Annotated in this window: 15 protein-coding genes and 1 riboswitch; of the genes, 7 read left to right on the forward strand and 8 right to left on the reverse strand. The window is 48.3% G+C overall.

The window, feature by feature from the left end; all coding sequences use genetic code 11:
* Positions 1-163 precede the first annotated feature (163 nt).
* On the reverse strand, positions 164-1,312 hold the full coding sequence (locus tag C3B52_RS22410) for an MFS transporter (RefSeq protein ID WP_103108618.1): 1,149 nt from the start codon (positions 1,310-1,312) through the stop codon (positions 164-166).
* Positions 1,313-1,501: 189 nt separating this feature from the next.
* Between C3B52_RS22410 and C3B52_RS22415 the strand changes: the two genes are divergently transcribed.
* The gene (locus C3B52_RS22415; RefSeq protein WP_103108619.1) at positions 1,502-2,011 is read left to right on the forward strand and encodes a GNAT family N-acetyltransferase; all 510 of its coding nucleotides are present in this window, start codon (positions 1,502-1,504) and stop codon (positions 2,009-2,011) included.
* Between the two features lie 88 nt (positions 2,012-2,099).
* Here the strand turns inward: C3B52_RS22415 and C3B52_RS22420 are convergent, their stop codons facing one another.
* From C3B52_RS22420 to C3B52_RS22430, 3 genes are all read right to left on the reverse strand, one after another.
* Entirely contained in the window at positions 2,100-2,414 is a 315-nt protein-coding gene (locus tag C3B52_RS22420; protein WP_103108620.1) for a DUF2834 domain-containing protein, read from the reverse strand.
* Positions 2,415-2,443: 29 nt separating this feature from the next.
* Positions 2,444-2,917, reverse strand: a complete 474-nt coding sequence (locus C3B52_RS22425) for a GNAT family N-acetyltransferase (RefSeq protein ID WP_103108621.1) — start codon at positions 2,915-2,917, stop codon at positions 2,444-2,446.
* Positions 2,918-3,185: 268 nt separating this feature from the next.
* Positions 3,186-4,784, reverse strand: coding sequence for a peptide chain release factor 3 (locus C3B52_RS22430; RefSeq protein WP_103108622.1), 1,599 nt, complete (start codon positions 4,782-4,784; stop codon positions 3,186-3,188).
* 176 nt (positions 4,785-4,960) lie between these two features.
* On the opposite strand from C3B52_RS22430, the gene C3B52_RS22435 reads away from it, so the two are divergent.
* From C3B52_RS22435 to C3B52_RS22440, 3 genes are all read left to right on the forward strand, one after another.
* The gene (locus tag C3B52_RS22435; protein WP_103108623.1) at positions 4,961-6,481 is read left to right on the forward strand and encodes a carboxypeptidase M32; all 1,521 of its coding nucleotides are present in this window, start codon (positions 4,961-4,963) and stop codon (positions 6,479-6,481) included.
* 211 nt (positions 6,482-6,692) lie between these two features.
* Entirely contained in the window at positions 6,693-6,836 is a 144-nt protein-coding gene (locus C3B52_RS36630; protein ID WP_162839544.1) for a hypothetical protein, read from the forward strand.
* A 93-nt stretch (positions 6,837-6,929) separates the two neighbouring features.
* Entirely contained in the window at positions 6,930-7,508 is a 579-nt protein-coding gene (locus tag C3B52_RS22440) for a mismatch-specific DNA-glycosylase (protein WP_103108624.1), read from the forward strand.
* A gap of 154 nt (positions 7,509-7,662) precedes the next feature.
* Here C3B52_RS22440 and C3B52_RS22445 read toward each other — a convergent pair whose 3' ends face one another.
* Both C3B52_RS22445 and metH read right to left on the reverse strand, forming a co-directional pair.
* Positions 7,663-9,531, reverse strand: coding sequence for a bifunctional homocysteine S-methyltransferase/methylenetetrahydrofolate reductase (locus tag C3B52_RS22445; RefSeq protein WP_103108625.1), 1,869 nt, complete (start codon positions 9,529-9,531; stop codon positions 7,663-7,665).
* 32 nt (positions 9,532-9,563) lie between these two features.
* Positions 9,564-13,010, reverse strand: coding sequence for a methionine synthase (gene metH / locus C3B52_RS22450; protein WP_103108626.1), 3,447 nt, complete (start codon positions 13,008-13,010; stop codon positions 9,564-9,566).
* Positions 13,011-13,213: 203 nt separating this feature from the next.
* Positions 13,214-13,315: riboswitch (SAM riboswitch) on the reverse strand.
* Between the two features lie 217 nt (positions 13,316-13,532).
* Here metH and C3B52_RS22455 point away from each other — a divergent pair.
* Complete coding sequence (locus C3B52_RS22455; protein WP_103108627.1) at positions 13,533-13,643, forward strand: YjcZ family sporulation protein; 111 nt, start codon at positions 13,533-13,535, stop codon at positions 13,641-13,643.
* A 75-nt stretch (positions 13,644-13,718) separates the two neighbouring features.
* Here C3B52_RS22455 and C3B52_RS22460 read toward each other — a convergent pair whose 3' ends face one another.
* On the reverse strand, positions 13,719-15,908 hold the full coding sequence (locus C3B52_RS22460; RefSeq protein WP_103108628.1) for a YcdB/YcdC domain-containing protein: 2,190 nt from the start codon (positions 15,906-15,908) through the stop codon (positions 13,719-13,721).
* Positions 15,899-16,411, reverse strand: coding sequence for a sigma-70 family RNA polymerase sigma factor (locus tag C3B52_RS22465; RefSeq protein ID WP_103108747.1), 513 nt, complete (start codon positions 16,409-16,411; stop codon positions 15,899-15,901). Before C3B52_RS22465 ends, C3B52_RS22460 begins: the two co-directional genes overlap by 10 nt.
* Before the next feature lie 203 nt (positions 16,412-16,614).
* Here C3B52_RS22465 and C3B52_RS22470 point away from each other — a divergent pair, with 203 nt between their 5' ends.
* Together C3B52_RS22470 and argS are read left to right on the forward strand one after the other, a co-directional pair.
* Positions 16,615-17,166, forward strand: a complete 552-nt coding sequence (locus C3B52_RS22470) for a hypothetical protein (protein WP_235615823.1) — start codon at positions 16,615-16,617, stop codon at positions 17,164-17,166.
* A 406-nt stretch (positions 17,167-17,572) separates the two neighbouring features.
* Positions 17,573-19,288 (forward strand): arginine--tRNA ligase, encoded by a 1,716-nt coding sequence (gene argS / locus C3B52_RS22475; RefSeq protein WP_103108629.1) that lies wholly within the window; start codon positions 17,573-17,575, stop codon positions 19,286-19,288.
* The last annotated feature ends 90 nt before the right edge of the window (positions 19,289-19,378 follow it).

The following is a 19,378-nucleotide window of genomic DNA, read 5'->3' on the forward strand; positions in this document are numbered from 1 at the left end:
GTGTATGGCCCCAATGGAATATAGAGAACATCTCAAGACATCAGCAGCATAAACAAGACACCAACCATTTTTTGATTGGTGTCCAAGTTTTTGTTTTTTTACTGTCTACTTGACAGGGGGCACTTCAATGTGCGAAGGTCTCACGTCATCTTTTATCGTCTATTTACCTCGTAACCCCACTCAACAGAAAACGATGCAGTCCACCAATCAGGCACACTCCTGCCGTCACGAAGAACGCGATGAAGTAGGAATGATGCCAGTTTTCCAGTAAACCAGCCACAATTGGACTCAGTACAGCCCCCACAGATAACACAGCTGAGTAGATGCTAAATACACTTCCATACAGCTCGCGCGGGGAATGTACGGTCAGTATGGTCGCGAAAGCAGGGAACAGCATCCCGAAACAGGCGCCCAATAAGAACATCATAACTTGAATAGGAACATGCCAGCCAATTGCCAGCACATACAAAAGCATGCTCAGCACCCCTAGTCCGGCAAATGATCGGGTCTCGACAGGAACACGGTAGAGCCAAAACTGGCAAAGAATCGCTAGCGCTCCCAAGCCCTTCAAGCTAAACAGCACACCGGTAACGGCTGGAGACAGCCCTTGCTTTTGTATAAGCAATGGAACTTCATAAATGATTGTTCCTTGTGCGTATATAATGGCAAAACCGCCAAGAAAGGCAGGATAAAGCAACCTGTTTTCCAGTACTGGAGCGAGACTATGCTTCGCCTTGATATTGACATTGAGCGGTGATGCGCTCCCCCCCTCTACGCGAAGCGGCAGCATCATCCATGCAAAAACGCCTGCTGCAATCATCATATAGCCGAGGATGACAAAGGACTGACCATACCCGAATTGGACAGCCAAAAAGCTACCCACAGCAGGTGAGACAATTCCTGCTGTCGTGAGGACAAGCCCTTTTTTCCCCATGATTTCGCCTTGCTCGACGGCTGTTCTTCCCGTCTCTCCCAGCATCGCGGAACAGGCGGGAGAAACAAAAGCCATCAAAAAGCCAAGACTGAGGCGAAAAGCAAAAAACCCTGATGTATTCTGCACAACACCTTGCCCAATCAACATGAATCCAGCGAGGATCAGTCCACCCGCAATAAACCATTTTTTCGGATAGCGATCTAAAAAAGGGCCTGCAATGAGATTTCCTGTCAAATTACTAATCGCATACCCGCCTAAAACAAATCCAATCATAGCTGCGGACACACCCAAAATATTCAAGTACGGCGCAAGTAAAGGTGTTTGAGCGTGCATATCAAACGCCACCAAAAACAAGACAACGAACAGGAGAACCCTCACTGCATTCCCTTCCTCTCTGACAACCTGCCAGTCTTTGTCCCAGTATATGAGGGGAGTCGTCCAAGTAGGATAGGAAAAGATTTGGGGAAAGCAGGTAAAAAGCTGGCTTCCAACTTTATCTTGTCGTACTATTTTTTATATTATTAAAACTTGCACACTCGCACATTGCGAAAGGCTGGTGTCATCACTGTGAAGGTAATTGAAACAGATCGACTCGTACTTCGCTGGCAAACGCTTGAAGACGCACCATTCATTCTCACTCTTGTCAACGACCCCTCCTGGCTTCAATTTATCGGCGATCGCGGCGTTCGAACAGAAGAAGACGCACGCCGATACATCGAAAATAGCGCCTTAGCTTATTACCAGCGAGACGGATTTGGTTTTTATTTGACGGAGTTGAAAGAAGGTAATGTGCCAATCGGCATTTGTGGCATGATTAAGCGGGACACGCTTGAGGATGTCGATATCGGCTTTGCCTTTCTTCCCGATTATCGTAGCAAGGGTTACGCATTTGAGGCTGCTTCAGCAGTACTGGCATATGCAAGAGATGTTGTCGGCTTAAAGCGCATCGTAGCCATTACTGATCAGGACAACCATGCTTCTGGACGACTCCTTGAAAAAATCGGCTTGCGTGAAGAAGGAACCATTCAGCTGGGGAATAATCCAGAAGAGCTGAAGCTGTTTGCCATCAATTTTTAATCTAATTCGCTGCTGATTGGAGACCCGTATATGTAAAAGCCCGAGGTTAAAAGCCTCGGGCCTTCTTCTATCACGAGGTTTATACAGCCTATACTCTCTCCATTGCCTTTTGTCTGAAGAACAGAAACAATGGCAGTGAAAAAGACAAACCAATCGTGAGTGTCGCGACAACATAGATCCACGCGTGCCTGATATGACCTTTTTTCGCCTCTTGAAAAAGGAAACAGAAAAAGACGACACAGCAGATGAGAAAATCAGTGGCAAAAAACGAGGAAATATCGTTCACGAACAGCTGGGACACAAGCAACCCGAGATTTAATCCGTTTGCCTGTAAAAAAGGAATGAAATGACTATATGGCAGTACTGCTCCTGCAATGGCGAGCACCAAATATATTGCTTTCACCGGTGTATCGCTCCTTTCCAATCCCCTTCTTAGATTCTTTTTACGAACTGTACGCGGTCGTTTCCGCGACCGTCGTAATTGGTCGTGACCCAAACTCCATCAGCGACCTTATCACCTGCCTCCACCTCAAAGCCCATTTTGCCATGAAAATGGATCGAGCCTTTATTCACAGGTGATGTAATACATCGGACGGTATGACAGCCGCGCTTCTTTACCTCTTGGAAGAACATCTGGTACAATTCCTTGCCAACTCCATCCCCGCGCCTCTCAGGATGAACACCGACGAAGTGGATATACGCCTCTTCAGGATTCGTTTGAGATAGAAACCCGATGAGAAAAGCGATGATTTCCCCTTCTGCTTCCATTACAAAGCTAGTCGGCTGAAAATGAACAAAAAATAGCTTGGGAAGCATATCCGACATTTGCCGGCCGCCCCACCAGTCGTTTATGACAGAGATAATTTTCGTATAATCCTGCTCATTGGCATTCCTGATCTGTCCCATGCTTACCCTCCTCTATGTACAAAAGAAACACATCCAAATTATACCATGTAACCGATTTCAGAAAATATCTAGAGACAACAAATTGTTTCTAACTTGGGAATTTTAGAGACGTTATGAGAAACCTCTATCGAGCCCTCATCCTGGAGGAGCGACCGCGTTTTAGCGGAAGATTAATTCTTGCTAAATCAGGGGACAGATACAAAACGTTACTACTTTCTGATTTCGTAAAAAAAGAGCCTCACAATATGTGAGACCCTTTCACCCATCCTTACGATTGAACGGCTTTCAGCCCAAGAGAGCTTTCGTGGAACTTGACGTTGGAGTATTTGTCCATCGCCACACGCAGCTGATATTCACTTTCAAACAGCATCACTGGACGACCATAACGGTCTGTTACGGTCTTGTTTTTGAGAACATCCAGCGCAGCCTTATCCCCCTCGAGCCAGCGAGCGATTTGATATGGCATCCGAGTCAGCATGATATCTACGCCATACTCTGCTTTCAAGCGGTATTCCAATACTTCAAACTGGAGTACCCCTACTACACCGAGGATCAATTCTTCCATCGGATGTGTACGGAATAGCTGCACCGTACCTTCCTCCGTCAGTTGCATGATTCCTTTTTGGAACTGCTTGTGCTTCATTGCGTCTTTTACCATCACTTTGGAGAAAAACTCCGGTGAAAAATGCGGCATCTCCTCATATTCGAACGATTGCCCAACACAGAGAGTATCGCCAATTTGGAAAATGCCCGGGTCGAACAAACCGATCACATCACCAGCGAACGACTCCTCAACAATTTCCCTGTCCTGCGCCATAAACTGCACAGGCTGAGCCAGCTTGATGTCTTTGCCCAGTCGAACGTGCTTCACTGCCATGCCACGTTCAAATTTTCCAGAACAAATTCGCAGGAACGCAATGCGGTCACGGTGGGCCGGATTCATGTTTGCCTGGATTTTGAAAATGAAGCCGGAAAACGCATTCGTATAAGGATCAATCATGCCAGCGCTGCTCTTCTTGGCAGAAGGAGCAGGAGCCATCTGCAAAAAGTTGTCCAGGAAGGTCTGGACGCCAAAGTTGTTAATGGCACTACCGAAAAATACTGGGGTCAGCTGACCTTTGTTAATCAGCTCTGGATCATACTCGTCTCCCGCTACATCGAGCAAAGAAACCTCGTCTTGAAGCTGCTGCCAGAGCTCCTGGCCGACACGTTCTCCAATCAATGGATCTTCTGCGCCCTCTACAGGGAAGAAGGAGATATCCTCATGCTGCGTACCCGTTTGGTAAAGCTCGACTCGCGATTTCATCCGATCGTATACACCGCTGAAGTAACTGCCCATGCCGATTGGCCAATTCATCGGATAGGAGCGAATTCCCAGTACGCGCTCAATCTCTTCCAAAAGCTCAAAGGGATCTTTCCCGTGACGATCAAGCTTGTTTACAAACGTAAAGATCGGAATACCGCGCATCCGACAAACCTTGAACAGCTTGATTGTCTGAGCCTCTACCCCTTTTGCCACATCGATGATCATCACAGCAGCGTCTGCGGCAGTCAGTGTCCGGTACGTATCCTCACTGAAGTCTTGGTGACCAGGCGTATCCAAAATGTTGATGTGATGTCCTTCGTATTCAAAATCCATCGCACTGGATGTTACGGAGATTCCGCGCTTTTTTTCGATCTCCATCCAGTCGGAGGTAGCATGCTTGGAATTTTTGCGGCCCTTGACCACCCCTGCTTCACGGATCGCTCCGCCGTAATAAAGCAGCTTTTCTGTCATCGTTGTTTTACCTGCGTCCGGGTGGGAGATGATCGCAAAGGTACGGCGTTTTGCTATCTCATTTTCCCATTGGGGATTGGTTTGACTCATCTTCATTCTCCTGTCATTCGAATAAGTAGCCACATTCTTTACTTTTACGATTATACAAGACAAATGCGTGCTGCATCCACCTAGTAATTTTTCATCAAACAGTTATAATATTAGTAGTAAAAATTTTTTGACTGATTTTTCACCTACATATTACCAAAAGAAATAGGAGGGACCTCATGACGACAAGCCTCGAAACACGCGCAGCTGCTTTCCGCGAATACGTGAAAAAAATGACAAGCTACAATCAAGCACTGGCCGTTCTCCATTGGGACAAAGCGACACAAGCGCCACGCAAAGGGATGGAAGCGCGTTCTGAAATCATCGGAACACTCGCAGGAGAACAGTTTAGACTGGCAACCTCTAAAGAAATGGAACAATTTTTGGAAGAGCTAAGTGAACCCTCCACGCTCGAAGCCCTCGACGAAATTACTCGTCACACCGTACTCGAATGCAAAAAGGAATTTGACCGCAACAAACGCATCCCGGCAGCTCGCTACCAAGAATTCGTTGTTACTACCTCCAATGCAGAGACTGTGTGGGAAGAAGCACGTGAGAAAAACGACTTTGCCCTGTTCCAGCCTTATTTGGAGAAAATCGTTAACTTCCAGCTCGAATTTATCGAGTACTGGGGTCACGACGGTAAAAACAAGTACAATACATTGCTCGACCTGTATGAGCCAGGCATGACCGTCGATCAGCTAGACCCGATCTTCGCTACTCTGCGCGAAAAAACCGTCAAGCTTGTAGCAGCTATCGCAGATTCTCCGAATAAGCCGGACGCATCCTTCTTGACCAAGAATTTCCCGATCTCGGAGCAGGACGCATTCAGCCGCTTCATTCTTGAGCGCATCGGTTACGATTTCACAGCAGGGCGAATGGATCGCAGCGTACATCCATTCTGCACAACCTTCAACCCGGGCGATGTGCGGATCACAACCCGTTTTGACGAAAATGATTTCAACTCAGCTCTGTTCAGCTGCATTCATGAAGCAGGACATGCCATGTACGAGCAAAACATCAATCCAGAGCTGCTCTTTACGACGTTGTGTGATGGCACCTCCATGGGCATCCACGAATCGCAATCTCGTTATTGGGAAAATATGGTCGGACGCAGCTTGCCGTTCTGGAAGCACTTCTTTGCTGACCTGCAAAAAGCTTTCCCAGCCCAGTTCGAGGGCGTTAGCGTAGAAGACTTCTACCGTGCGATTAACGTGGTAACTCCTTCTTTTATTCGTACGGAAGCTGATGAATTAACCTATAACCTGCATGTCATGATTCGCTACGAGATTGAAAAGGGTCTGATCAACCGCACGATTGAGGTTGCTGATCTGCCAACCATTTGGAATGAAAAGATGAAAGAGTACCTCGGCGTTGAGCCTCCTACTGACACGCTGGGAGTTCTGCAGGACGTTCACTGGTCCGGTGGCAGCTTTGGTTATTTCCCTACCTATTCGCTGGGTAACGTATATGCTGCTCAGTTTACCCACGTTATGGAGCAAGAAATCAGCGGCTATGAGGAATTGGTAGCAAACGGAGATTTCGCTCCTATTCGCGCATGGCTAAAAGACAAGATTCATCAGTATGGCAAAATGAAAAGCCCACGTGAACTCGTTTCTGCGATCACAGGCGAAGGTACCAATGCTACGTACCTGATGAATTACCTGGAGAAAAAATACTCGGCAATTTACAAGCTATAGTTTAATTTTTCTCAAGCAAAGCGCTCCCTAATTGTAGGGGGCGCTTTTTTCGTTAGAGCTACTAATAGCGCTTCCCCCTGAAATCGCTTCCTTTTTGTTCACGTTCTATCCACCGTTTCTTCACGTTCTTTTCACACTTTACCAACCACAAAGACACAAAACAGGAGTATGATGAGCATGTAAAACATTACCACTAAGTGAGGGATTCCAAATGATGCAATCATTGTCACGCTGGTTGTGGGGCAACGAAAAGCATGAAGTCATGTCGTTTGAGGAAAAGAAGTATGTTCGAAATGAAATGGATCAGTTCATGGTGAATCAGCCTGAACCAATCGTGCCATATCCTCAGCTGTAATAGCTATGAGCTGCCCTAATCGGCAGCTTTTTTTGCGTTTTCATGAAAGCGCTCACTGATGTGCTACAATGTGCTGAAAGGGAGGAGCTTACGATGGTTGATTTTACGGAAAAATGGCTGCCTACATATATCCGTCGTGATTTGGCGGTTTTATTTTGCGGGATAAACCCCGGACGAATCTCTGCGACTGCCGGTTACCATTACGCCAATCCAGCCAACCTCTTTTGGCGCGGATTATTCGAAGGCGGTTTGACGCCACGAAGGCTATTGCCTGAAGAAACATCCTCACTACTCGATTATGACTACGGAATCACAGATCTCGTATCACGACCTACTCGCTCGTCGACTGATTTACGCGATGACGATTATGCAACAGGAGCGCAGCAATTCATCCAGATGATTCAAACCTATCGCCCGCGTGTCATTTGTTTTAACGGCATTACAGCCTTTCGCCATGCGACAGGACAGAAAAAAGCCGCTATCACTCTCGGCCTCCAGTCAGAACGAGTGTTTGGTACCGATGATTGGCCCGGCAGCTACTTGTTCGTCATTCCTTCAACTAGTGGTGCCAACGCCTCGTTTACCCGTGAGGAGCGCATCGCCAAATTCGGGGAGCTGAGCACTTTTTTGCGCCAAAAGGGATGGCACCCGCTACCTGAGCCAGAATTGTAAAAAGTAGTGTCACATCAGTCCTGTGATTCGTATAATGACGTTATCTGTACCATCCGTTTGGCAAAACACTCCAACCAAAAGAAAGGCCCTAGCAAAGAGAGCAACTGTATCATGAGCTCTCCATGCTTGGGCCTATTTCAACGATCAGCTGAGGCTAAGGCTGTGCAACCGCCTTTACCAACGCGCTTTGCTGACGCACGTATTGGATCAATTCTGCCGCCATTTCATGATAATTGAACGGCGTAATCAAGTAAATTCCATTGAAATAGCGGATTGCCGTGTCAAGCAATTCCTTGGCCATCGCTATCCCTTCTTTGCGCGCTTCCGCTCCCTGCACCTTTTTCATCCGCTCCAAGGCTTCGGTGGACAGCTTGATTCCAGGTACTTCGTTGTGGAGGAACTCCGCATTTCTTTGGCTTGTCAGTGGCATGATTCCGATAAAAACAGGAATACCGATGTGCTTGGTCGACTCGTAGACCAGCTTGATCGACTCTGCATCGTATACTGGCTGCGTCATGATGTAGTCGGCCCCTGCCTCTACCTTCTTTTCAAGTCTGGCGATTGCAGCATCGATCTGTCTCACATTTGGATTGAAGGCAGCTCCAACGATAAACTGAGCCTTTTGCTTCAAAGGTCGTCCTGAGAATGACACACCCTCATTCAATTGCTTGACCATGCGAATCAAGTCAAAAGAAGTGACGTCAAATACTGAGCTGGACCCTGGCAAGTCACCGAATCGCGCCGGATCGCCGGTAATGACCAGGATTTGATCGATACCGAGTGCATGAAGCCCCATCAGATGCGATTGCTGACCGATCAGATTGCGGTCACGGCACGCGAGGTGCAGGAGTGGATCGATTCCATGTCTGCTCTTCATCAAAGCCCCAAGTGCCATATTGCTCATCCGCACAGTTGCCAATGAATTGTCTGCCAAGGTAATCGCATCTGCTCCCGCCTTGTGCAGCTCGCAGCACCCGTGTAGGAACTGATCGGCATCCAGGTCCCGCGGCGGATCAAACTCGACGATGATTGTTGTCCCCGTTTTCACACGTTCTACGATGCTCGGTTTGTCTTGATGTCGTGCACTTTGTACCGTAATGGACGGCGTATCCCCCGGAACGCTGGTCGGGTTGACACGCTCATGCGGTGCGAGTGATTGCAGAGCAGTTGCCATTGCCTGCACATGCTCAGGTGTCGTTCCACAACATCCGCCAAGCAAACGAACGCCTTGCTCACGCAAACGAAGTGCGCTTTCGGCAAAATAGTCTGGCGTTGATTTAAATGCGTACTCCCCATCCGTCATCCCCAAGCGTCCCGCGTTTGGAAATGCAGATAAAATCGCATCCGTTGGTATCTGCACTTGTTCAAAGGATCGCAATATTTCGGCTGGACCTAACCGGCAATTCAAACCGATGACATCTGCTCCCGCAGCTTTTAGCTGTGAAAAGGCTTCTGTCAAGGAATAACCATCGCGTGTACGTCCAACCTCAAGCGTTGCAAGCTGTGCAATCACCGGAGCTTCTGTCAGCGGGCGAATGACCTCCAGTGCTAGCAGCAGCTCCTCCAGGTCAAGGAAGGTCTCTAAAATAATCCCGTCAACCCCGGCGTGCAATAAAGCAATTGCCTGCTCCTCGTATTGGTCCCGATATTCGTCCAGCACTTTTTTGCGTACACGTCCTGCTAGGATTGACCCGATGCTACCCGCTACATACGCATCCTCCTGCGCTGCTTCGCGAGCGATCGCTACAGCCAAGCGATTGATCCGCGCCACTTTATGCTCCAGACCGTACCTTGTCAAAGCATCCCGATTCGCTGCGAATGTATTTGTTTCTAAAAAGCGTGCACCAGCCTGATAGTAGGACGCATGTACATCGTGAACCAATCGCGGGTTGGAAAGGCATAGCTCTTCAAAGCTAACACCAACCGGAACGCCCAGCCTGTGCAGCTGGGTCGCCATAGCTCCATCTCCAACCAGCAGGTTGTCATTCAAAAACTCTCGCAAACCTGCCTTACTCGTTGTCAATGAAATCACTTCTCTCGTTTATCAATTTTCATCTATGCTTCAAAAACGGAAGGTCCAGCATTAAAGTAACGCGCCTCTGGGTGAGCGAAAACCATCGCAGATACCGATGCTTCTGGCTCCATCATGAAGCCTTCGGTTAGGTGAATACCAATGTTTTCTGGCTGCAGCAGTCGGAACAGCTGAGCTTGATCCTCCAGGCTCGGGCATGCAGGATAACCAAACGATACCCGAATGCCTTGGTAACGAGCACCGAAACGCTCTAGCATTGTCATTTCTTGTGGATCAGGAATACCCCAGCCATCACGCATGATGTGGTGGACACGTTCCGCAAATGCTTCGGCAAGCTCCAGTGCAAGCGCCTGAAGTACGTGTGAGCGAAGATAGTCGCCACGCTCCTTGAGCTCGGTAGACTGTTCGCGAATACCACCGCCAGCTGTTACGGTCAAGAACCCGACATAATCCATTTCGCCGCTTTCTACAGGACGCAGGAAGTCTGACAAGCACAGATGCGGCTCTTCTGGCTGGCGAGGGAACGAAAAGCGCTCCAACAGCTTTGTGTGATCCTTTGGATCGTAGACCAATACGTCGTTACCGTCTGCTTGCGCAGGGAAGAATTGGTACACACCATGTGCAGTGATCGTTCCGTTTTGCTTTGCATCAGCCAATAGTTCCTCTACTAGTTCATACAATTGCACGACTTTTTCGTCGCCCGCTTCTAGCAGCTTGTCGACATTCCCACGAACGCCAAGGTGTTTTCCCAGAAGCATCCGTAGATTCAGATAAGGCTGCAGATGGCTAATTGGATATGAACGCAGGACATGTTTCTCACAATCTGGCGGCAAATGAATCGGTACCGTCCGACTGATCGCGGAACGAGCTGGCAGTGTCGATTTTTTCACCTCGACTACCGGTTGTACCGTTGCCGCCGCCTCAATCAGATTTTGTTGTTCCTCGATGAGTCGCTCCCGCTCTTCCGGATTTTGCAGACGATTCACGAGATCCAGTCCGTCCATCGCATCTTTGGCATACAAAACGATTCCTTTATATTCCGGTGCAATCCGATTCGACGTGAACTTGCGAGTGAGTGCTGCCCCACCTACCATCATCGGGACATTAATACCAGCTTCACGCAAATCTTGCGCAGTGATTACCATCTGCTGGGCGGATTTTACCAACAGGCCTGACAAACCGATTGCATCTGGCTTTTGTTCTCTGCAAGCCGCAATCAACTGCTCAGGCGGTACCTTGATCCCCAAGTTAACGACTTCATAGCCATTGTTAGCCAAAATAATTTCGACCAGGTTTTTACCGATGTCATGCACATCACCTTTGACCGTAGCCAAGAGAATCTTTCCTTTGGCGGCAGCGTCCGATTTCTCCATGAACGGCTCCAAGAAAGATACGGATGCTTTCATGACTTCCGCACTTTGCAAAACCTCTGCTACGATCAGCTGGTTTCCGTTAAACAGTCGGCCGACCTCTTCCATCCCTGTCATCAAAGGTCCGTTGATGATTTCGAGTGGTGCGTATTTTTCCAAAGCCAGCTTCAGATCTTCGGTCAAACCGTCTTTGGAGCCTTCCACCACATAGCGCGCCAGACGCTCTTCCAAAGTCAGTGAGGATACCTCGACACTTACTTCCTTTTTCTTTTGACGATAAAATTCAGTAAAGGCTGCGAGAGTCTCATCATTGGTCTCAAATAACAGCGCTTCGGCCAGCTTTCTTTCGCTCTCTGGAATCGAAGCGTAGCGTTCCAGCTTCTCTGTGTTGACGATCGCATAGTCAAGACCCGCTACCGTGGTGTGATACAGGAACACTGCATTCAGCACCTCGCGCCCTGCGGCCGGCAATCCAAAGGAAACGTTACTTACACCCAAGATGGTCTTGCACTCTGGCATCGCTTGCTTGATTAGGCGAATGCCTTCGACTGTTTCTTTAGCTGAACCGATATATTGTTCATCACCAGTCCCCACTGGGAAAACGAGTGGGTCAAAGATGATATCTTGCGGATTCATGCCATATTGCTTGACGAGGATATCGTAGGAGCGCTTTGCGACCTCCAGCTTCTTTTCACGCGTAACCGCCATCCCTGCTTCTTCAATCGTGCCGACAACAACCGCAGCGCCATATTTGTGGATCAGCGGAGCAACCTCTTCAAACCGCTCCAGTCCATCCTCCAGGTTAATCGAGTTCAGAATCGCTTTCCCTTGGGAGTAGCGAAGTCCCAGCTCCATAACCTTGGCATCTGTCGAGTCAATCATGAGAGGGGCTTTTACTTTTTTTACGATGAATTGCAGGAATTTTTCCATATCTTCGTATTCTTCACGGTCTGGGTCAGCCAAACAAATGTCGATTACGTGTGCTCCACGCTTTACCTGTGCACGGGCAATATCGGATGCTTCCTCATACTGACCGGCTGCAATGAGATCACGGAATTTTTTGGAGCCGATAACATTTGTACGCTCCCCTACCAGAAGAGGACGATTGTCGTCTTCCACATACACAACCTCAATCCCGGAGACTGCACTTACGGAATCGTTTGCACCGCTGCGCGGCTTACAGTCCTTCAGGGCCTCAGCCATTGCCCTGATATGATCCGGCGTGGTACCACAGCATCCACCAGCGACGTTCAACCAGCCTTGCTCAGCAAACGCGAGCATTTTGGATGCAAGGCCTTGCGGGGTTTCGTGGTAGTGGCCATTTTCATCTGGCAATCCGGCATTGGGATAGCAGCTCACTCCGCATTGGGCAAGACCGGACAAGGTACGGAGATGATCACGCATAAATTCTGGACCTGTCGCACAGTTCAGACCAATCGTGACCGGCTTTAAGTGCTCCAGTGAAATATAGAACGCTTCGATGTTTTGACCTGCCAACGTCGTTCCCATCGGCTCGATCGTTCCTGAAAGCATTACGGGAAGCTCTTTTCCCAGCTCGTCAAATGCTTTGCGAATACCGATCCCGCCCGCCTTGACGTTGAGTGTGTCTTGGGAGGTCTCCAAAAGAAGTACGTCAGCGCCGCCAATGATCAAGCCTTTTGCCTGACGGTAGTACGCCTCGACCAATTCTTCAAACGTAACGCCACCAGTAAGCGACAAAGTTTTGGTGGTTGGCCCCATGGCACCCGCGACATAGCGTGGCCACTCCTCGGTGGAGTAAGCATCGACCGCTTCTTTCGCCAAGCGTGCTGCTGCAATATTAATCTCCAAGTCCTTGTCAGCCACATCGTACTCTGCCAAGACGATGGAAGCTCCACCAAACGAATTGGTTTCTACAATGTCTGCCCCAGCTTCCAAATATTTTTCATGAATAGATCGGATGACATCTGGTCTGGTCAAATTCAGCAGTTCGTTACAGCCGTCGTATTCCTCGCCACCGAAATCGTCAGCGGTCAGGTTAGCCTGCTGCAGCATTGTGCCCATCGCACCATCCAAAATCAGAATTTTTCGGGAAAGTTGTTCACGAAAAGTAGGTTTCATCAACTTGCTCCTTCTCTCCACTGCAATGGCTTATTTCTTTGATCTAAGATGAGAAAACCTGACTACGCCATATCATCTGGCGAATGTCGCGGTTGCTCTGGTACTTGACTTTTGCATTATGCAAATTCCTAAGGCACGAAAAAAATCCCCTTCTTTTAGAAAGAAGAGGATTTGTCCGCGGATACAGCAACGCCTGAACCATCCTCTTATCTTTCAAAGCACGTAGCTTTGCTGGAATTGGCACCGGATTTTTACCGGTTGCCGAGGCTTCATCAGGCCAGTCCCTCTGCCTCTCTGGATAAGAGTCGTACATTTTATGGAGTTATTCGTTTTTTGTCAATTGTGATTGACGTTTGACAGTATCTTAACACCCCCCTGTCTCTTCGTCAATTGAGAATTTGTCTATTATTTACTCTTGTATGCCCCCCCTGCGCCCATTTTCATCGTCACTAGTCATTCGCCCACGCCAAACTGTGCGTTCGTGTATAGACTAGAGCATAACGGAAAGGAGGGGAAACAAAAATGAGTACATCTTACTGCGGAAACGGATTTTTCGGAGACAGCTTCGCATTGGTGCTCGTACTGTTTATCCTGCTGGTCATTGTTGCGTGTTCGTGTGACGGCGGCTGCTAGTTACCCTGTAGAAAAGGGGCTATCGCCAAAAGCCATTTGCTTGGCTTGGGCATAGCCCTTTTTTGTTTTCTGCTGCTAAGGCTCCTTCACGATTTCGCCGGTTAGAGCATCAATATGCAAATGCTTGCCTGCATTCTCGTCATGACTCCAGGGGATATAGGCAAGTATCGGACGATCAAGCCATTCATCGTCCTCATTCTTCAAAAGATACACAAGCTGCAAGGGCATTGCGCGTAGATACTGTTCTACAGCCTGTTCCTTTGAAATGACGGTGGCTGCGTCCGGTAGCTCCACATGCGCATCTGTCTCTCTTCTGTTTTCAAACCCGTTTGCTTTCCCAGTGGAAGGATCGACAGTCACGATATACGCTTCATTTGGCTGTTTATCGAGAACAGGAATACCGTCTTTGCTCATGAAGAATTCAAATCCCCAGTTGCCTGATGCTACAGGTGTTGCAGCGCCAGGCTCGACAACCTCTGCCAGCTGCACTTCCTTCACCGCCGGATCGATGTATTTCGTAAGCATCTCCAAAGCCGCCTCTTCCGCCTCCGCACGCTTGATCGTCACTTGGCTACCCTGGCGAGGCATTCTTAGCCCCATGACTCGTCCTGATTGTTTATCGGTTTCTACTTCATAACGCTTTTCGCTGTTGTCAGTCCATACATAATTTTTTCGAGCATGATTCGATTGTTGATCACTGTTGTCGTATTCGGTATATTTGAAGCTCTCCACACTCACACCGAATTCTTTTTGCAGCAATTTCTTCGCTTCTTCTTTTGACGTAACGATGCTATAGCTTTCGGGGGGTTGAAACGCAAATGCTTGTTCTTCCTTCCGACGATCGTAGTCAAGGCCATTGTTTCCGGTGCTATAGGCAATCTTTCCGCTCGTTCCTTCAATGTACCAGCCCAGTGAAGAAGGCTGACCGAGCTGAGGGGTGGATACAGACATCGTATACTCCAGCAGGGGCTTTGTTTGTGTTACTTTCCCTGATGCTCGATCTCGATTAACAGGAAAATGCTGCAAGTAGTTTAATTTGATGTTGGCCTCCATTTCCTTTTTTGCCTTCTCTACAGAAACGGCAGTTTTCCCGTCCGGAAAAGATGCAAGCTCATGCTTTTTCATCGCTTCTTTGGAATAATAGACAATCCGTCCCGCTTGATTAACAGATATCCGGATCGTATCATTCATGACCGGCAGCTCCTTGTAATATCGCTGGTATTCAATCGAGTCGTTTTTGTACGAGTATCGGTAATTTTTACTGTCCGCACCCAGCATGTCCTGCAGGAAATTGTTTGCCGTTTTCTTTGCCAGAGCTTCCGGGGCTTCCTTCCAAATCCCCTGTTCCTGAGTTAGACGATAGGTCCGCAAATCCTCAGCTTCTCCTGATACACTGATTAACGCCTGATTCAGATCGTCATCTGTCCCACCAAGCATTAATTCAAATCCGTCGTAATACATCGATTTGTTATCCAGTGTTGGCGATGGATTCAGCTCAGGAAGAGACTTGGTCAATTGACCCAGCAGCTCCTGCTCCTCTTTGCTTGTTCGACCGAAAAATGCAACTTCACCTTTGCTGTCGATCTGCACGGAAATAATGTCAAACGGGATGCGTGCACCTTCCTGCTCCTTTTGGAAAGATACGTTGATCCATGAACCGTTTCGCATTCCTTCATCCTTCAATTCACCCGCCGATTTAACCGTGTACTGCTTGCTTTCTTCCCCAAGTACAGACGCAAGGAACGTTCTCGCTTTTTGTTCTGCCGACTTCAGGTCTGGAAGCTCCCCTTCCCGCGCTTCCTCTTTCTCATAGCGATACCACTGTATCTGTCCCGTCGTCGTATTGTAGGCAAATTCTCCTTCATAGCGGTCTCCTTTTAATAGGGCAACCTGCTTGATATCACGAACACTCCCTCGTTCCTCCAACCGTAAGCCTGCAAGCTCCGGCAGTGTGGATAGGAGCGGGGCAAACGCTTCTTTTGCTGACACGCTGGCTTTGTGCCTGTTGTTCTGTTCGGCTGAAGGTGTCTGCGATGCACGAGTGCCTTCCATCGTGAACATGCCTTGCTGTTGTCCGATCCATACCGCAGCTGCCAAGCATGCCGCCATCGTACCGCTCATCACCGCAGTCCTTCGTCTCGATTTCTTCTGTCTTTTCATTTCTTTTCGAATCCTCTCTTCCAATGCTGCCGAAAATGATACCTGTTCTGCCACCTCCTTGCTTGTGGCATGAACCGCTTCCCGCAATTCTTTATCTACATCCATTCCAATCCCTCCTTTTCACACAATGCCCTAAAATGTTTGCGTGCACGATGTAGCTGGGTACGTACCGCGTCCTCGGAAATATCCAGCACATGTGCGATTTCTTTTATCGACAAATCCTCATAGTAATGTAGGATCATGACTTTTCGATACAAAGGAGACAGCATCATAACCCGTTCCGAAATTTGCACCTTACTCAGCCGTTGCATGACCGCTGCTTCAACATTGGTGTCAGCCACCTTTTCTGGCCCCAATTCTTTTTTCGAAAGATAAGTGGAAAAGATTTGGCGAAATGACCACGAACGCAAATATTTTCGTGATTCGTTGATGGCGATCCGATAAAGCCATGTTTTTACACTGCTTTCCTGGCGAAATTGGTCCAGTCCACGAAAAGCCTTTAGAAACACTTCTTGTGTGATGTCCTCCGCGATACCTTTATCCTTGACGATCAAATACGCCAGCTGCACGATGTTATCGCCGTAATCACTCATGAGTGCCGAAAGCATTGCATCCTTTGTCGGCTGAAGCGTCCATTCTGCTTTTTTTGTATTGGTATTTACATTTGCATTCACGTACTTTTCACCTCCTTAAGTACAACGACATACATTTGATCCAGCTAAAACGTTTTTGTGACAACATCTCCCAAATTTATTTTCCGTTTGTGCCTATGCTCTATAAACCATGATTACACCCGGCAGCTCAGGATTCATTGTCAGAGTCAACCGCTTTTGTTATCATGGGGCTGATTGCAAATCGAAAGGACGATACGATTATGGACTCATTACTCCCTCGCGATAAAGACGAATTTATCTCCTGTTTGGAGACACTTAAGGAGCTGGAGAAATCCGAGTTTGAAACATATTCCATTGTCAAAAATCCGGAAACAGGCGAGCACTACCTCCGCTACTTCCTCTCTCACATAAATTTATCGGAGGGTGGCCGCAGAGACGATTACGATCATTTTTTGCCGATCGACTCCGATGATGTTCTCGGATATATGTTTGGGGAGCAGGCCTATCGCTTCCCGGAAAACTGGCGTTCCTCTTATTTGCGCAGCGGCAACGATAATCGGCTGATTCCATTTGACCCTTCCGAAAATTACGATCTAGAGGAAGAAGCTGCGGCCGAGCTGGCTATGCTGGAGCAGCTGGAGCAATTCAAGCAGCAATGGGCTGATTCCGAAAACCTGAGTGCCGAAGAAAGAGAAAAGCTGACAAAGGAATACTTCGCTGCCTTGGAAAAAATATTAAAACAACCTTGATCGATGTAAAAACAATGAAAAAACGAAGAGTGTGTTGCGAACAAGGGTAGCAAACATTTATAATGCAAGAGACAAAGTGAATCGTAGATGAGGACAGTACTCCATATGTGAAGCCAAAGCGAGTCGGGGATGGTGCGAGCCCGACGCGATCGCAATGTGAGGAAGCGCCCCTCGGAGATGCGGCCTGAACATCCTGGTTGTGCGTAAAGCACTAGGATTGTGTAGGGTGTTGCCGGGACTGCCCGTTACAGCAGGTTAAGCGGTTTTTGCCCGTTATGATTCGTGTGGCAAAAACAACAAGAGTGGCACCGCGGGAGAACAACCTCTCGTCTCTTTTTACAGGAGACGTAGAGGTTTTTTTGTTGCTCAGGTTTCGAACCGTTTTACAATCGAAAGGAGAATGAACATGAGTTACAAACACCAGGTCGCAGAAAAAATTGCATCTGCGCTCACATCACTTGGCGTAGACAGCTTTACCATGGAAAGCGTGTACGCCATGCTGGAGACACCACCAAACCCTGCTATGGGTGATATCGCATTCCCATGCTTCCAATTGGCAAAAGCACTGCGTAAGGCCCCGCCTATGATCGCAGCCGAGCTGGCTGGACAAATTACTGGCTCGCCTCTGAAGGAAGCAAAAGCAGTAGGACCGTATGTAAACTTCTTCCTGGATCAGGAAGACGTAGCGGTTCAAGTGATCGGAACGATTCTCGCACAAGGCAGCCAGTACGGCGACAGCAACCAAGGAAAAGGACGCAAGGTTCCGATTGACCTCTCCTCTCCGAATATCGCCAAGCCATTTTCAATGGGTCACCTGCGCTCTACTGTAATCGGAAACGCTATCGCAAACATTATGGAAAAGCAAGGCTACGAGCCGGTGCGGATCAATCACTTGGGTGACTGGGGCACACAGTTCGGAAAGCTGATTGTTGCATATCGTCTCTGGGGTGATGAGGCGAAAGTAAAAGCCGAGCCGATCAAGGAGCTTCTGAGCCTTTATGTTCGCTTCCATGAAGAAGTAGAAAACGACCCTACTCTGGAAGACCAAGGCCGCGAATGGTTTAAAAAGCTGGAGGACGGCGACGCAGAGGCCGAGCATCTGTGGACATGGTTCCGCGAAGAATCCCTGAAAGAGTTCATGAAGATTTACGACCTGATGAACGTGTCGTTCGACTCTACCAATGGTGAAGCCTTTTACAACGACAAGATGGATCGCGTCGTTACCCTTCTGGAGGAAAAGGGACTGTTGACTGAATCCGATGGTGCGATGGTTGTTAATCTCGATGAATACAACATGCCACCATGTCTGATCAAAAAATCGGACGGCGCTACCTTGTATGCTACACGTGATTTGGCAGCAGCATTGTTCCGTCATGAATCATACGATTTCGCCAAAGCCCTCTATGTGGTAGGAAACGAGCAACGCCTCCACTTCCAACAGCTTTATAAAGTGCTGGAGAAAATGGGCTACTCCTGGTCGGCTGACATGCATCACATCCCGTTCGGCATGATGCTCAAGGACGGCAAAAAAATGTCTACCCGCAAAGGGAAGGTTGTTCTGTTAGAAGAAGTTTTGGCCCAAGCGATTGCCGATGTGCAAAAAGTAATCGAGGAGAAAAATCCTTCCTTGGCAAACAAAGAAGAGGTTGCTCGTCAGGTTGGCGTGGGCGCCGTTATTTTCCACGACTTGAAAAACTTCCGTCTGAACGACATCAACTTCTCATGGGACGAAATGCTTACCTTCGAAGGCGAAACCGGTCCATACGTACAATACACGCACGCTCGCGCATGCTCGCTGTTGCGTAAAGGAAATTACCAGCCTTCCTCTGCTGCAAGCCTGACTCCAGGTTCTTTGGACGGCAAGGAAGCATGGGCTGTCATTACCTTGTTGAACGGCTTCCCTGAAGTGATTGATCGCGCTGCGGCAAACTTCGATCCATCGCAAATCGGAAAATACGTTATCGATCTCGCTCAATCCTTCAATAAGTTTTACGCCAATGTCCGCATTCTCGCGGAAGAAGAAGACGTTAAGGCTTCTCGCCTCCAGCTCGTAGCTGCAGTCGTTTGTGTCCTAAAAGAAGGCTTGCGACTCATGGGTCTGGCTGCACCAGAAGAAATGTAAATCATCATCTATTCACTGAATCAAAACAAAAGCCGGCTGCATTCCTCTCGATAGGAAGCGCCGGCTTTTGTTCTTCTAAATATCCAACCA

This window comes from Brevibacillus reuszeri, assembly GCF_002897295.1.
GTDB lineage: Bacteria > Bacillota > Bacilli > Brevibacillales > Brevibacillaceae > Brevibacillus > Brevibacillus reuszeri_A.